General features: G+C 44.8%; 14 protein-coding genes. 11 read left to right on the top strand and 3 right to left on the bottom strand.

Going from position 1 to position 16350, the window contains the following annotated elements; all coding sequences use genetic code 11:
* Positions 1–72 precede the first annotated feature (72 nt).
* The 4 genes from A6E01_RS14975 (at position 73) to A6E01_RS14960 (ending at position 4206) form a co-directional block, all read left to right on the top strand.
* Positions 73–1530: a phospholipase D family protein gene (locus A6E01_RS14975; RefSeq protein WP_065210585.1), complete on the top strand. Its 1458-nt coding sequence runs from the start codon at positions 73–75 to the stop codon at positions 1528–1530.
* Between the two features lie 88 nt (positions 1531–1618).
* Positions 1619–2467 carry a hypothetical protein gene (locus A6E01_RS14970; protein WP_065210584.1) on the top strand — a complete coding sequence of 283 codons (849 nt, stop codon included), beginning with the start codon at positions 1619–1621 and terminating at the stop codon, positions 2465–2467.
* A 69-nt stretch (positions 2468–2536) separates the two neighbouring features.
* Complete coding sequence (locus tag A6E01_RS14965) at positions 2537–2980, top strand: hypothetical protein (RefSeq protein ID WP_065210583.1); 444 nt, start codon at positions 2537–2539, stop codon at positions 2978–2980.
* A gap of 68 nt (positions 2981–3048) precedes the next feature.
* The gene (locus A6E01_RS14960; protein WP_065210582.1) at positions 3049–4206 is read left to right on the top strand and encodes a winged helix-turn-helix domain-containing protein; all 1158 of its coding nucleotides are present in this window, start codon (positions 3049–3051) and stop codon (positions 4204–4206) included.
* A gap of 151 nt (positions 4207–4357) precedes the next feature.
* Here A6E01_RS14960 and A6E01_RS14955 read toward each other — a convergent pair whose 3' ends face one another.
* Positions 4358–6061 carry an autotransporter assembly complex protein TamA gene (locus A6E01_RS14955; protein WP_065210581.1) on the bottom strand — a complete coding sequence of 568 codons (1704 nt, stop codon included), beginning with the start codon at positions 6059–6061 and terminating at the stop codon, positions 4358–4360.
* A 146-nt stretch (positions 6062–6207) separates the two neighbouring features.
* On the bottom strand, positions 6208–7701 hold the full coding sequence (locus A6E01_RS14950; protein ID WP_237334545.1) for a DUF1254 domain-containing protein: 1494 nt from the start codon (positions 7699–7701) through the stop codon (positions 6208–6210).
* A gap of 114 nt (positions 7702–7815) precedes the next feature.
* On the opposite strand from A6E01_RS14950, the gene A6E01_RS14945 reads away from it, so the two are divergent.
* From A6E01_RS14945 to A6E01_RS14915, 7 genes are all read left to right on the top strand, one after another.
* Positions 7816–8754, top strand: coding sequence for a LysR family transcriptional regulator (locus A6E01_RS14945; RefSeq protein ID WP_026026123.1), 939 nt, complete (start codon positions 7816–7818; stop codon positions 8752–8754).
* A 101-nt stretch (positions 8755–8855) separates the two neighbouring features.
* Positions 8856–9602 carry an amino acid ABC transporter ATP-binding protein gene (locus tag A6E01_RS14940; RefSeq protein ID WP_017027898.1) on the top strand — a complete coding sequence of 249 codons (747 nt, stop codon included), beginning with the start codon at positions 8856–8858 and terminating at the stop codon, positions 9600–9602.
* Positions 9602–10399 (top strand): amino acid ABC transporter permease, encoded by a 798-nt coding sequence (locus A6E01_RS14935; protein WP_065210579.1) that lies wholly within the window; start codon positions 9602–9604, stop codon positions 10397–10399. The genes A6E01_RS14940 and A6E01_RS14935 overlap by 1 nt, the downstream gene beginning before the upstream one ends.
* A 12-nt stretch (positions 10400–10411) precedes the next feature.
* On the top strand, positions 10412–11221 hold the full coding sequence (locus A6E01_RS14930; protein WP_065210578.1) for a transporter substrate-binding domain-containing protein: 810 nt from the start codon (positions 10412–10414) through the stop codon (positions 11219–11221).
* A gap of 77 nt (positions 11222–11298) precedes the next feature.
* Positions 11299–12216 (top strand): amino acid ABC transporter permease, encoded by a 918-nt coding sequence (locus A6E01_RS14925; protein ID WP_065210577.1) that lies wholly within the window; start codon positions 11299–11301, stop codon positions 12214–12216.
* Positions 12217–12495: 279 nt separating this feature from the next.
* Positions 12496–14103 carry an ATP-binding protein gene (locus A6E01_RS14920; protein WP_065210576.1) on the top strand — a complete coding sequence of 536 codons (1608 nt, stop codon included), beginning with the start codon at positions 12496–12498 and terminating at the stop codon, positions 14101–14103.
* Positions 14100–14789: a response regulator gene (locus A6E01_RS14915; RefSeq protein ID WP_017027903.1), complete on the top strand. Its 690-nt coding sequence runs from the start codon at positions 14100–14102 to the stop codon at positions 14787–14789. The genes A6E01_RS14920 and A6E01_RS14915 overlap by 4 nt, the downstream gene beginning before the upstream one ends.
* Positions 14790–14822: 33 nt before the next feature.
* Here A6E01_RS14915 and A6E01_RS14910 read toward each other — a convergent pair whose 3' ends face one another.
* A complete protein-coding gene (locus A6E01_RS14910; RefSeq protein WP_017243471.1) occupies positions 14823–16346 on the bottom strand; it encodes a tripartite tricarboxylate transporter permease in 1524 nt (507 codons plus the stop codon).
* Positions 16347–16350: the final 4 nt, after the last annotated feature.

The following is a 16350-nucleotide window of genomic DNA, read 5'->3' as shown; positions in this document are numbered from 1 at the left end:
TTCATCCTACTGTAACGGCCAGCTTGCTGGCCGTTTTTATATCCAGATTTCACGATTTAATGCAGGTTTATTATGACACTGAGCAAACTAAAAACAGCGTGCGCCTTTATGCTGGTTGCTTTGGTCACAGGATGTGCCCAGCCTTTCCCTGAAGTGGAACAAAGCTTCGAAGCAAGTTGGAAAACCGATGAATATCAAGCCGAGGCTTACCTAATTCCAACCGCAGATGAAGCCTTTGCACGTCGCGTTGACCTTGTGCGCAATGCCACAACGTCTATTGATATGACCTATTTCTCTTGGGACAAAAACACCCTTGGCTTGATGCTTCTTGATGAACTTAAGCAAGCAGCTGATCGTGGCGTTCAGGTACGTCTTACGCTTGATGACCTATTGATCTTTAACGAGAAATGGCTTACTGAGCTAAGTGACCATGACAACATTCAGATCAAGATCTTCAATCCTTTCAACTCAAGAAAAATAGGTTGGATTGGTCGTGTGTTCGACTTCGCCGGTAATCAAAAGCAGCTAGACAATCGTCTGCATGAAAAATACTTCAATGTTGATCATCACTCGATGATCCTTGGCGGCCGAAACATTGGTGATGAGTATTTTGGATTCAATAAAGACGCAAACTTCTTTGATATGGATACCCTGTTCACAGGTGACATCATCAAGCCGTTCGCCAACAACTATGAATCCCTTTGGCACAGTGAGTACGTGACACCGATCAATGAACTCATCTCTGTAAAACAGGGCTCGGATTTCGCGACGTTTGACAAAGCGTATGCCAAAGCTAGCAAAAAGAACCCTGAAATATTGGCGGTTATTGAGCGCAGTGTCGATCGACTAGAGCAGCCAAACGCCATCTCTGTTGAGGTTACACCAGTGTTTGATTCGCTTCACAAGCTACATGACAACAAGCCATATTTCAGAACTCGCGCAGAGCGTACCATTGGTGAATATTTAGATAGTGCTAAAACCGCTATTATCTCAACGCCTTACATTGTGCCGTCTGACGGCGAGTTTAGAACCATAGATAGACTTACAAACAACAACACTGACGTTACGCTGATCACTAACTCATCGGCATCTAATGACTCAGGCTTTATACCTGCGTATTACGAAAAACATCGCACTGAATTATTGAAAAAAGGTGTGAATCTTTTGGAGTACAAAGACGATGCGATTAACGAGGATCACTACTACCATGCGGACACTTACTATCACAACAAGACCGTCATCTTAGATAGCAAACTGACCTACATAGGTTCATCTAACTTCGACCCTCGTTCTGACAATCTAAATATCGAATTTGGCGTGTTTGTTCACAGCCCTGAATTTGCCAAGCAAATCGAACACTACTTATTAAGCAAGAAGAAAGAGTTGTACTGGCAGGTAGCCCTAAACAAAGAGATGAAGCCTGTTTGGTATTCAGGCGATACTGTCACCATCAAAGATCCAAACTACAGCAGTATGCATAAAGCAACCAATTGGATATTCCGAAAGATGAATGGCGAGTCAGAGCTTTAATCCCCCTTAACTTTGCAGTGCTTGCGCTCTCGATGAGAGCGCACACGTTTAACTGTTTGTCACTTAACGAGCGCAGAGGTAAAGGCCGGTGAAGGGCGTTTTCTTTTCAAATCGATTAATTGCACTATTGTGCTCAGCCTTGTTCACTCCAGTAGCTTTTGCCGGAAGCTTTGAGATTGAAATTGGTGCCTTCTTCTCCAAGACCAGTACTGACATCGAGGTATTTGATCCCCTACACCAAGAATATGTCGATCTTAATTTTGAATCGGAACTGAATCTTCCTCATGATGATGTTCTGCCCTATTTAAATCTAGAATATCGTTTTAACAGTAACCATCAGATTTATTTCGATTGGCGCAGTCTACATCGAAATGGATATCAAGATTACGTAGCCCGACCTTTTCAACTTACGCTTGAGGGGCACACCTATACTATCGGTGGCGAGGCCGACCTGCTCACTTCACTCAATATAGATATTATGCGTCTGGGCTATGGCTATCGTTTTTACAACTCTGAGCATTTGGATGTTCATTTTTTGGCCGGCTTTCATGTCACCAAGCTTGAGCTTGGCATGCGCGGAGAAATTGATGTCGAAGTCCATGAGAATGCATCATCCGAGGCTACTTTGATCGCAGAGGGCTTTGATAGTGGCATAACAGCGCCATTACCCAATCTCGGATTTTTGGTGGAGCATAAGATACACGATGACATTTTGCTAAAAAGCCACGTTCATGCCTTTTATTTACAATACGATGAGATCTCAGGCTGGATGTATGAACTGGAAATGGCAGCACGCTATTACGTTACCGACAACTTTAGCGTTACCGGATCGTTTAACTATTACGATCTGGGCGTAGGGTACGAAGCTGAGCATACTAGCCTAAAGGTAGACTACCGATTCTTTGGCCCTATGTTGAAAATGGCTTATCGTTTTTAATCGCTGTATGTAACCCGTACTATGCTTTAAAATCCGCTATCACTATGTTTCGTCAATACATTAAACACTATGATCGATAAAGAGCAATTACGTCAAAGCTTACTAAGCACCCTAAATCGTCAACGAGAAATTGCCTTGGCGGCTGCAGAAAGTGCTCACGATGCTGCCACACATGAACAAAGCGTCGCTGAAACCCAATACGACACCGTAGGGTTAGAAGCAGCATACTTAGCTCACGGTCAGTCCCAGCGGGTAGCAGATTGCGACGCCATGATAAACCAACTGAGTTCAATGGTGTTTCGTGATTTTGATGAAGATGACGGGATAGATATTGGCGCACTAGTGACTATCGACAATAAAATGGTCTGCTGGTTTTTACCTATTTGTGGTGGTTACAAGCTTGAACAAGATGTCGTTGTGATTACTCCTCACTCACCGCTAGGACAAATGCTGGATAGCGCTGAATTAGAAGAGAAACTACAAGATGGCCGAGTCATCACCGACATTCGCTAACGCTTTGCTGCTTGTGATCTCGACCTATACTCAACAAGGTCTCACTCCCATGGATAAAGCGCGCCTCTATGATTCATCTATCTCAATCTGAAGCGCAAAAACTCGCGTTGCTTTCCCAAGGGTTATGCTCAGCCACTCCCAAAGGAGTGGTTGCCACAAACGTTCTTGGTTCAATCCAACAAATCGGCTATGTGCAAATTGATACCATCTCAGTGGTTCAGCGCGCACATCACCACGTGCTTTGGAATCGTAACGCAAAATACCAGCCAACACATCTCGATCAGTTAGTCGCCAGTAAGGCTCTATTTGAATATTGGTCTCATGCGGCCTCTTATCTTCCGATGAAAAACTTTCGCTATACCCTACCTCGCAAGCACACCTTCAGGTCGGGACAGCAAAAACATTGGTATAAAAAAGATGAAGCACTGATGCGTAGCGTTTTAGATAAGATCAAAGCCGAAGGTCCTTTAATGGCGAAGGACTTTGAATCAAAGGTACTAAAACGCACCGGATGGGAAAGCAAACCCACCAAGCAAGCGCTAGAGCTTTTGTACATGCAAGGCGATTTGATGATAGCCGAGCGACGTAACTTCCATAAGGTGTACGACTTAACAGAGCGTGTTCTGCCCGATGATCTAGACACAACAATGCCAACAGAAACAGAATACGGTGAGTTTCTTGTGCTTAATTACCTAAAAGCGCACGGCATAGGCACCCTTTCAGAAATGTCGTATCTGTTAAAGGGGTCAAAAGCCTTAATCCAACAATCGTTAAATGAGTTATTAGAATCAAAGCAGATTGAGCAGGTGTCGGTGGCAAATCAACAGTTTTACACGACAACCAGTTCACTAGAACTGCTCAACAAGCGACTTGCTCGAAACAGGGTTCACCTACTCTCTCCTTTCGACAATGTGCTTATTCAAAGAAAGCGCATTAGTCAGTTGTTTGACTTTGACTACCAGCTAGAGTGCTACGTTCCTGCTGCTAAGCGAAAATTTGGCTACTTTTGTTTGCCGATAGCCTGGGATGGGAAATTGATAGGAAGAGCAGATTGCCGTGTAGAAAAATCCACGTCTACATTGCAAGTGACCAACCTGTATATTGAAAAAGCATTCACCCATCGAGACGGGTTTGATGGAGCCTTAGCCAAAGAGCTCCACGCATTCGCCACATTTAATCAGTGCACAAGCTATCAAATACTTAGCTGCTCAACGCTCGATAATTAACAACCCGCCCTCCGTTAATAGAGTGACCTTCTTGGGTTTATTAAGAACAGATTCCCGACCAGTGTGCTGTCCCAGAACTGGCCCAGAAAAGCCCTTGGGAATGACCTGGGCGAGAATGACGCGTACCAATACCTTGACTCTATAAACCGTCCTAAAACTGCGCACCAAGAGAAAGATAAACCTTCCACTGATCGCCTTTATCTGCATCCAACCCGTGAGCCACATCGAATTTAATTGGCACAAAACCAGATTCCCAGATCACACTAAGCCCTGTACCGACCTTTGCATCAAATTTAGATTCAAAGGCATCACCGACATCCACAAAACCGCCAATCCAAAACGCATCCAATATACGATGTTGATATTCAAGGCCTGAGCTCAGCATATAAGGAGCACCTTTAAGCTCTCCATTCTCATCTACCGGAGAGATGGACTCATAATCATACCCTCGCAGACTGCCATCACCACCAGCAAAGAAGCGCAAAGAAGAGGGAATATCTGATAGGTCATCAGAGATATTTGCCCCCATACTTACTCTAAAATTGAGCCTTTGATTATCACTGATAGCCCATGACAATGCGGTTTCTCCAGTTAGGCGCAATATCTGAGTATCTGACACCACACGAGAGTCAGAATACTCAATGGCGTAAATGTGCTTGTGCTTAATACGCTTATTGTCTTGCTGCTTATCCACATAAGAGAATGAAATCCCTGGCATCAATAGACGAGATAAACCCTCATCCATCGCCTGTTGATAGTCCTCATACAAGAACTTTACATATACAGTGCTCTGCCAGTCATTGTCTAGCTTCCAGTGCTTTTCAAAGGTAAGGTCGCTTGCAAGACTTAACGTATCTAGATAGTCCAAATGCGTCGTTTCAAACTTGATACCGTAGTAGTCATTTAGGATATCTCGCGTCGGGATCTTGTAGCCCAGCAATAATGACTGCTCGGGTTGTGACACACTCACGGCACTCTGGAAGCTATGCCCTCGGGCGTTATACCACGGCTGAGCCCAACCCAATGAAGCCCTTACTCCCATATCAGAGGAGTAACCGCCACCGACTTCAACAATATTTTTCGAGCGTGGTGCAACGGTAACCTCTACTGGCACTTCCAGATCTGCTGTTGAAGCATAATTCGGATGAACATCGATAGCATTAAACCAGCCCGTTTCAGAGAGTGACGTTTGATATTCACTGAGCTTCACCACATCAAACGGTTCACCTTGCTCAAAGTCTTTAAGATTGACCAGTCGTTCATCTTCGATCTGGCTATTCGAGATGCTGGTATCTCCAAAATAGTACTGTTCACCACTATTAAAATGAATACGGATATTGGCTTCGTTGGTGCTGGGTATGACCTCCAGACGTGTCATTGTGAATTGACCATCCAGATAACCGTGGCTCAAGGCAAAGGATTGAATCTTACTCTTCAGGCTATCGTACTCTTGATGGTGCAAGGCTTGGCCCTGCTTGAGGTTGCTTTGCTCTACTATCTTCAATAACTCAGGATTAGTGGATGCTTGACCCGATACAATAATATCGGACTCTTGGATAGTAGTGATAGGGCCAGTGGAAACCTGCAGTTTTATCTCTTTGTCATCAACACGCATCAGTTTAGCGGTTGGATGATAGTAACCAAATGGATTAAGGGCTTCGTTGACGATTTTAGTCAGTTTTACATTGCCCATTTTGGTCATCGAATCACTGTCCAGAGACTCCAGATGATAGGTCAGGTTTTTTTCTAAAGGCTCAGGCAAGCCAGAGATGGAGATTTTATTTGCAGGGGCGCTGTAAACTGAAAAAGGGATGATCACAAATAAAAGAACAACCCACTGCGTTAATTTAACCACACTGCCCCCTCTTCAATTCGCGAAAAGAAACAATGTAATAGCAACGAGAAAATGCCGTTAATCGATGATGACGTACCCAACCCTACAAAAGAAAAGGCCCTAACTTTCGTTAGGACCTTTGATAGCTAATTGACTAGCGGGACAGCTTACTTAACCAATGTCACGTCCGTTGGTTTCCATGACTTATCAAACCACGCTTCTGTTGGGCCATACATACGGAAGATAAGGTTAAATCCTTTGCCTTCTGTGGTCTGTACCCAGTTGCCTTCAGCGCCTTTTGGAGCCTCTGGTGCAAAATGTATAGTTATAGAGCCATCAGCGTTCTTTTCCACGCCTTCCGTTAACCCATCAATACCTGCTTTGACTTGATCGGTCTCCAACATAGAGCGCGTCTGGTTATCGTAAATCATGAATGACCAGAATTTAGTCGCCGGTACGTTAGCAGGTAACGTTACAGTGTAATGTTTATTGCCATCCAGAACTTGCCCTTCTCTATCAATTGTTGCTAGTAAGTAATCTGAGCCTTGACCCGGAGTAGACGCCACCATATCTGGTGTAATCCCCGTTGCCATAAAGTGGAACGTTGCGCGCATTTGGGTATCCACAACACCATTTTCGTCTTTAAACTCATGCCCAGACACTAACGGTGTGAACCATTTACGGTCGTCGTATACCATCTGCTCTTTAGTTGGCGCATAGTAATAAGAGCGTGCTTCTGCTGTGGCAATCTTCGCCGCTTCTTTGAACACTTCTTGCTGGTATTCGTTAGGCTTAAACTCTTGACCCTTTTCGATACCCACTCGCTTAGCTAGTGACAGCCATTCACCATCAAAGATCTCTGTTGGCTCGTACTGAATAAGTGTGTTGATCTCGTCATAGAAAGACTCATCCATAGCGTGGACCGTATTGTATTGCACGCCAGAAATGTTCATAAATTCGGTCTTCGGCTCCATACCGTAAGGGTATAGTTTCATTGTATCTTTCAGCTTCTGAACGTCAGCTTCAACATTATCTGGGGTAGTAACAATGCGCACTAGCAACCAATGCTGGTAACCGTCGGTTTCCACTGGAATCATCCCTTCAGGGATCTCTCCAGTGTATGAGCTATGGTAGATAAAGTATTTCCCACCCTTCCCCTTATCTTGTGGGTGAGTGACACCAACGCGAGAGACAAATTTAAAGGCAGCGTTATCTAACAAGCCCAAAATTGGCGTGCCTACTTCGAGAACAACAGGCCCATTCTTAACATCAATCTCACTGGTGACATAAGGCGTAGTGGTATTTGCTGTCAGCCATAGGCTTTTCGCATTCAGCATCTGTTCAGAGATAGCAATAGTTTGGTTAGGCACCATTCCTACGCTTTCATGACCAGCCAACAAGCCCTGAATAGAAGCAACAGGTATGCCAGAAAGAAACACTCGAACCGCATCCGCAACATCAACAAAGCGGTTTGCTTTAAGTGTAGTGTCTGCACTTGGAGCGCCATCGGTGTAACTTAACTCGCCCAAATATTCCGACTCAACGTGATCTGGAGTAATGATACTCGCAGGCACCTTTGCTTCGTATTTTGCAGCGGATGCCACTGAAGCCATCGTTAATCCTGCGGTCGCAATCATCATCGCTTTCATTATCTTGTTCATATCTTAACCCTCAATTGGTTGCTTCTTAACTGTATGAGGCCATCATATTCAAGCTTGCATTTTGCGTCCAATTACTAATAATCAAGTATAGTTATGATTTAAAGTGATATTACTATGGATAAATCAAAGTCCCTGTCTAGAGTCGACCTAAATCTACTCGTCATTCTCGACTTACTGCTAAAAGAGAGAAACGTGTCACGGGTCGCCGAAGAGATCTATCTTACCCAGTCGGCGGTAAGTCGCTCTCTAAAGCGATTGCGAGAAGCCTTTGATGATCCCCTATTCACTAGAACTGCCAAAGGGTTAATCCCCACCCGCAAGGCTCTAGAATTAGAAAAGGAGCTGAACAAGATACTGCCGTCATTACAGCAATTATTTGATGCAGAAGAATTTGACTCTAAACAATGTGATGACACCTTCTCACTGTCACTGCCCACCTTTATGGGTTCGACCTTAATACCTAAGCTATACGCACATTTATCAGAGCATGCGCCACTGGCCGCCATTGAGGAGACGCCAACAAAGGCCAATCCCTTTCAATTACTTGATGCCAATAAATTAGACTTTGCTATCCACTATGAACCGACTCATGATCCTAAGTATCGTTCTGAGAAACTAGGCACGCTTTACCCTGTTCTATACGTGAAAAAGAATCACCCGTTAACCAAGCTAAAGCACCCAAGCATAGCAGAGGTACTCAACTATTCGCTTATTGGTATGACTATCGAAGATGACAGGCAGCTCTCGTTTCGCTCGCCGATTACTAAGATCTATCAAGACCTGTTGCAAACACAAGACAAACCAAAATTAAGAAGCTCACAAACGTTGACCTTGCTAGAGATTACTCGAACCACTAACGCTGTGCTGTTTGGCTCAAACGGATTAAAGAAAATGGCTCACTTTAATGACGAGTTTGTAGAGATATATTCGCTGGAAGAACACGCCAAGTACCATGTACCCATGTTCCTGATTTACCATAGTCGGCACGAAACAAGCCCCACCCATCAATGGTTCTATGAGCTATTTAAAGAGTTGGTTTTAGAAATCGTTTAGTGCTTTACGTCTCATGGAGCCCTTTTGAAGTTCTCAATACCACCAAATTCATGTGCATTAGAGTATCTAAATTGATATGGTAATTTATACATACACTATCAATGAATAATAGTTTGAACAATCAACAAGGAATGGTTAAGTTTCAATCACTTAACAAGTGGTATGGTGATTTTCACGCCCTAAAAGACATCGATTTATCTATCCATAAAGGTGAGATTGTTGTTGTCTGCGGGCCGTCTGGCTCTGGCAAATCAACCCTGATTCGCTGCATCAATCAACTGGAGCCTTTTGATAGCGGTGAGCTTACAGTGCTCGACCATACATTACCCTGCCAGTTTAAAAACCCAGGTAAGGTGGGGATGGTTTTCCAACACTTTCATCTCTTCCCACACCTAACCGTTCTAGAAAACCTCACACTAGCCCCAATACGCACGCTGAAAATGAGTAAGCAAGAAGCGGAAAAAATTGCTATGCACTATTTAGAGCGTGTGCATATTCAAGAGCAAGCGCACAAATACCCCGTGCAGCTTTCTGGTGGGCAACAGCAACGTGTCGCCATAGCCCGCTCTTTATGTATGAAGCCTGAGCTATTGCTGTTTGATGAGCCCACCTCAGCCCTAGATCCTGAGATGATCAACGAGGTTCTCGATGTGATGGTTGACCTTGCCAAAGAGGGAATCACTATGGTGTGCGTTACCCATGAAATGGGCTTCGCTAAAAAAGTGGCCGACCGTGTTATTTTCATGGATGAAGGCCAGATAGTGGAATCAAATAGCCCACAGGCTTTGTTTGAGAACCCGCAACATAAGCGCACTCAAGCCTTCCTCAAGCAGATCTTAAGCTACTAATGTTTAGCCGTATTGTTAAACCCACCCTCTCCGCCATAGTGCAAATTGTTGTTCTAGCTTTGGCTGTAGCTTGGATATTGGATTCCGGAGCACAAGCCATGGGATATCGCTGGCAGTGGGATAGAGTGCCCGATTATATAGCCTTCTATGAGGATGGAGAGTGGTGGCCTGCTGAGTTGTTAGAAGGGCTGTTAGTCACAATACAGATTTCGTTGATTTCTCTGGTTGCTACATTGGCAATAGGTTTAGTCACTGCGCTTTTGAGAAACTCTAACTCTATTGTGGGCAGAACAGTCGCTACAGGCTACGTTGAGCTTATCCGCAACACTCCGCTTTTGGTGCAAATTTATCTTCTGTACTTTGTGTTTGGGCCTGTTATCGGATTGGATAGATTCAGCACAGCGGTGTTGGCATTAGCGCTGTTTCAGGGAGCCTATACCGCCGAAATCTTCCGCGCAGGGCTCAACAGTATTGAGCGAGGACAGTTTGAAGCCGCTCGCTCTCTCGGTCTATCCAGAACATACACCTTTGGGGACGTTATCCTCCCCCAAGTTATCCAAAGAACATTACCTCCATTAACCAACGAGGTGATATCTCTTATTAAAAACTCTTCAATTGTTAGCGTTATGGCAGTGTTTGACCTAACGACTGAAGCCAGAAACATTGTTTCTGAAACCGCGATGCCATTTGAGATCTGGTTCTCTGTGGCGATCATTTATCTCGCTCTTACCCTTTCACTCTCTGCCGTTGCCGCTTGGCTTGAACATAAACTTGGAGCCAACTGGCGAACCCAATAAGGATTATTCAGCATGAAGCTATTTAAAACCGCTATTACCGCTCTACTAGCACTCGCAGTTAGTCTGCCTGCGTTAGCCTCACAAACGCCAAATCTAGATAAGATCAACGATAGAGGCACCTTGCGAGTCGGCATGTCGACCTTTGTCCCTTGGGCCATGCGCAATAAACAAGGGGACCTCATCGGTTTTGAAATCGATGTGGCTAAGCGCTTAGCCGCCGATTCGGGTTGGAAAGTAGAGTTTGTGCCTACCGCGTGGGATGGCATTATTCCATCGTTGCTATCGCAAAAATTTGACGTGATCATCGGCGGTCTGTCTATCACCGAAGCTCGCTCAAAAAGCGTTCTATTTACTCAGCCTTACTCACATTCGGGCGTGCAATTGGCTGCAAGTAAAGAGCTTGCAGAAGGCTTTAGCAAGATCTCTGACTTTGATTCTCGCCGAGTGAAAATTGCCGCTCGTCGCGGCGCATTTACTGTTCAAGTAGCGCGCGAAACCTTCCCTAAAGCGAAGGTACTTCAGTTTGATGACGATGCTCAGGCATTCCAAGAAGTGTTAAACGGCAATGCGCATGCGGTGATTGCATCTAGCCCAAAACCAGAGCATGAAGCGATCAAAAACGCAGATTCTTTGTTCATTCCCTTTACTGAGCGCCTATCAAAAGGCAATGAAGCCTTCGCTGTGCGCTTAGGGGAAACGGACAAAGCGGAATTTTTCAACGAGTGGATCAAAGCTCGCACTGAAGATGGTTGGCTAACAGAGCGCTACGAATACTGGTTCTCTACCCTAGATTGGCAAGACCAGATCGCTCAAGGTCAGTAATTGCCACTATTAATGGGCTGAGCGAGATGACAAGCACAGCCCATAATCCACAGAAGTAGAATTGAAATAGGAATAACGTGAGTAGTACCAGCCCATCCATTACCGCAAAACCTGCCGTTTCTAAGCGCTATTGGTATCAACGTCTCAATCTATTGGACGGTGTATTGCTGGCTATCATTGGTGTATTCATCGGCTGGCTATACTACCGCTCGGCTGTGGGTATCAACTATCAATGGCGATGGGCTGATGCCTTTAATTTGATTTTTATTCCGCCCTCGGAAGGCAACATCCCCTACTTCTTTCAAGGTCTAGTGGCAACACTGCGCCTAAGCCTTTGGAGCATGGTACTAGCCCTCTCTTTTGGTACTCTGCTGGGTGTTGCTCGGCATTCAAAGCTAGCAGTGTTCAGAACACCCGCCCTATTGTTTATTCAACTTGTGCGCAATATTCCGCCGTTGGTGTTTGTGTTCATCTTTTACTTTTTCATATCCAATCAGCTCATTCCGCTACTTGGCCTGCAAGGTCTACTTCGCGAGCACAGTGGCGATGTTAATGCTGTACAGCAGTTTCTCTTTGGCCCTGCTAACTTGTGGGAAAATCTAGCCTCGGGAGTCATCTGCATAGGCTTGTTATCATCGGCTTATATTGCCGAGGTGATACGAGCTGGGTTAGAAAGTATCCCCAAGGGGCAATGGGAAGCGGCGGACTCTTTAGGTCTGCCTGGACTCGACAAATATCGATTTGTTATCGGACCGCAAGTGCTCACCGCCATCACTCCACCTTTGGCCGGGCAAGCAATCTCTCTGGTCAAAGACACCTCCATTGTATCCTTGATATCCATACAAGAGATGACCTTTGTAGGCACCGAAATGGCCAACTCATCAGGGTTGATTTTCGAGATTTGGTTGATTGTAGGGGCTGTATATTTCTGCCTATGCTTTGCTCTGTCTCGTCTATTTAATCTCATTGAGAAGCGCTCTAGAGCCTATCTTTAATTGCGGCGGTTACCACTGATTAAACGCAAAACAGGCCACTGATTAGTGGGTTGTCTTCTCGCCCCATTTTTAATACGTACACCGGCTGCTCTGGTTCAGAGTGGACCACTTTTCCTCCAGCTTTGTTTATCAATAGAACCTCACTCCCTGTTTGATGAACATCCAATTACCCGAAAACAAACCCCGCGCTACTTCTCACTATTTGTCCCACACACAACACTTTTGTTGCTCAAATGTTACATTTCGTAACGAGCGTTGGTTTGCATCAGGGAGTGGTCGGTGAATTGGAATAAATTAAGTATTAGAAAGCGATTATTGCTTGTGATGATGCTTTCAGGCCTAGCCGAACTTCTTATTCTTTCTGTCGCTGGCTTCTATTACATCAAGAGCTCTCAAGAACAAGAAATGGGAGAGAAAGCCTTAGGCATAGCAACCTTCCTCAGCAACAGTCCCTCTATTATTAAGATGATAGAAACCAAGCAAGTCGGTACTCTAGATACCAAATTAGCCTCTCTCACGAAAGCCGTTGGCGCGACATTCATCGTCATTGGTGATTCAAATGGGATTCGATTAATTCACCCTTCACGAGATCGTCTTGGACTTCCAATGAAAGGTGGGGACAATGACAGAGCTCTTATAAATGGGGAAGCCTATGTCTCCTTTGCAAAAGGCTCTTTAGGACATTCTGTTCGTGGTAAAACCGCGGTATTTGACAATCAAGGCAACATCATTGGCGTCATCTCTGTTGGGTACCTTCTCGATAACCTACAAGAAAGAATTGAGCCTTATCTTGTCTACCTGCTTTGTATTGCTCTTGGAGTAGCTTTACTCAACGGTGTGCTCTCAAATTACGCCTACAAACGATTTAGAAAAACCTTACTTGGATTTGAACCAGAACAGATATCACGCCTATATAGTGAATTGGATACCACATTAAGCACGATTAAAGAAGGTGTGGTCAGTGTTGATCATCAAGGGATGATTCGAATATTTAACACTCGAGCAGCGCAAATTTTAGGCGTTCAAGACAAAAATATCATCAACAAGCCTCTTTCTTCGGTGTTGCCTGAAAGTGAATTGAATCAACTGCTAAGCACTCATACTGCAGAAAATGACATAGACCTGCTGCTCAATGGTGTTCACATTGTGGCAAATAGACAACCGATTACTGTCGATGGTCAGGTCATTGGCGCAGTATCAAGTTTTCGCCCAATAACCGAAATCAATGAACTCACGCGCCAACTGTCTCAAACCCAACAGTATGCGGAGCTATTGCGCTCTCAGACTCATGAATATCGAAACAAACTCAATACGATTAGTGGGTTATTGCACTTAAATAGAATCGATACGGTTCAAGAGTTGATAGGACAGGAATCGGAGCATTATCAACAATTGATCTCACAGCTACATCAAAATGTTCAAGAGCCACTAGTTGCAGGACTCATTCTTGGCAAAATCGAACGAGCAAGAGAATTGGGTTTAACACTTAAAATAGAAGAAGGCAGTCATTTATCACCGCTACCTTCGCATATTCAAGCCCAAGACATCGTTACCATACTCGGAAACTTAATTGATAACGCCTTCGACGCCAGTAAAGCGCTCGATCAACTGAACAAGCAAAGACCTATCGAGCTGTCGGTGTCTGACTTAGGCAATGAAATCATCTTAGAGGTCACCGACTTTGGTGCTGGATTACCTGAAAATCATGCCATTAATAGGCTCTTTGAGCTTGGCGTGTCATCGAAAGCCGATAAAGGACATGGCATAGGTTTGCATTTAGTTAAAGAGATCGTAACCAAATACAGCGGCACAATAGAAGCCGACAACGGCCCTGATAAAGGGGCTATTTTCGCCGTATTTATCCCCAAGGACGGTATACAAGCATGACAGATAAAGTTCGTACCCTGATCATTGAAGATGATGAGGCGATGGCACAATTGCATTTACAATACTTACAAATCAACGCTAGATTGGATATTCAAGGTATTGCTCTAAACAAGGAGCAGGCTCTAATACAACTTGAGATTTTTGACCCTGAGCTATTGATATTGGACGTTTATTTGCCCGATGGAACGGGACTTGAAATCATTCAAACCCTAAGACAACAAGGTAAAAAAACTGACATTATCTTAATCACAGCTGCTAGAGAGCCCGAAATATTGCAAAGTGCTATGCGCTTAGGGGTTGTTGAATATCTACTAAAGCCCGTATTACTGCCACGCCTTAACGCTGCGATTAATAATTACTTGGAGAAACGTGACAAGATCGTTTCCAATGACAGCCTTGATCAAGGGTTCATTGATTCCATGCTAAACATGTCACAAACCCAGCCAAGCGGTGAAAGTGGTCGATTGCCTAAGGGAATAGACTCAGTCACCTTAGATAAGATTCGCTCACTGTTTACTGAGCGAGAGTCTTGGAAAGCGGAAGAAGCGGGACAAGAAATTGGCGCAAGCCGTAGCACTGCTCGTCGTTATTTGGAGTTTCTAGTAAGTACTCATGAAGTGAGAACGGACGTAGTTTATGGCACTGTAGGTCGCCCTGAGCGAACCTATGTACGGACTCAAAAATAAGCGCAGACCATCAATGGCCTGCGCTATTCTTTTTTAGTTTATTACTTCGTGTTTCGGGCGGAGCTTGCGAAACAACAATCGCAATACGGGAGCGGTTAACACTAACACCGACAATATGGTAAAGGTCATGGTGATTGGTCGCTCCCAAAGGAATGACAATTCACCGTCACTGATCATCAGAGCTCGTCGAAGATTTTCCTCCATCATTCCTCCAAGGATAAAACCCAGTAACAGAGGAGCTAGAGGGAAATTGGCTAATCGTAATGCAATCGCCGCCATCGCAACTAACAGCATCACGAAGACATCCATCGTATTGAAAGACACGAGATAGACGCCCGTTATTGAGAAGAACAGGATCATCGGTAATAGTACCGTTCTTGGAACCGCTAATAGCTTCGATATATACGGGATCAGAGGGAGATTGAGAATCACCAGCACAATATTGCCAAAGTACATCGAAATAATTACCGACCAAAAGACTTCAGGGTGCTCAACAAATAAACGTGGGCCCGGCTGAATGCCATAGGCAATCAAAGCGCCAAGCATAATAGCCGTTGTACCAGACCCTGGTATACCTAGCGTCAGCAACGGAACGAATGAACCACTTGACGCAGCATTGTTTGCAGACTCAGGTGCAACAAGCCCGCGAAGACTTCCTTTTCCAAACTCTTTTTGCTTATCTTTTGGTGCTAAACTCCTCTCCATACCATAACTCAAGAATGCCGCTATGGTGGCGCCAGCTCCTGGCAGTACCCCGATAAAAAAGCCAACAATGGATGAGCGGATTGAAGTGGGAGCAACATCTTTGAACTCTTCCTTACTCACCTTCATGCTGCCGATATTACTCATCTGTTTGTTTTCTTCTGCGCTCGTATCTTTAAAAGGCTGCATTATCCCCATCAAAGTTTCACCTAACGCAAATGTCGCCATCGCTAAGAGTAAGAAACTAAAGCCATCCATAAGGTCGGTTAAACCAAACGTAAACCGCTCTACCCCTACCCCCTTATCGATTCCAACCGTAGATAACATAAGGCCAAGTACTGTCATCATCCAAGCTTTGATGACCTGACCCGGTCCGGCAAAAGCAGCAACAGCCGATAGGCCAAGCAGCATTAAGGCAAAGTAGTCTGAAGACTGAAAGCTTAGAGAAACAGTCGCTAACGCTGGCGCGGCAACCAACAACATCAACGCAGACAGCGTTCCGCCCGTAAACGAGGAATAAGCAGCTAACGCTAACGCCTTTCCGGCTTGACCCTTTTGTGCCATAGGATAGCCATCAAACGCGGTAACCACTGTCGATGAACAGCCTGGAGCATTGATCAATATAGAAGAGGTGGACCCGCCAAACACGGCGCCATAATAAACGCCGGCCATTAATATCAGGCCCGATGAAGGCTCAAGACCATAAGTAATTGGGATCATAAGGGCGATAGCTGATATTGGTCCCAAGCCTGGTAGCATGCCAATAAAGGTACCGACAAAACACCCAACCACCACCATAAGAATGTTCCATGGCATGATGGCTGTAGAGAGCCCTTGAAAAATTCCGTCTAACATTCTC

The organism is Vibrio breoganii (assembly GCF_001677275.1).
Taxonomy (GTDB): Bacteria; Pseudomonadota; Gammaproteobacteria; order Enterobacterales; family Vibrionaceae; genus Vibrio; species Vibrio breoganii.
The sequence above is the reverse complement of the archived record's forward strand: the minus strand, read 5'-3'. Positions and strand labels throughout refer to the sequence as shown.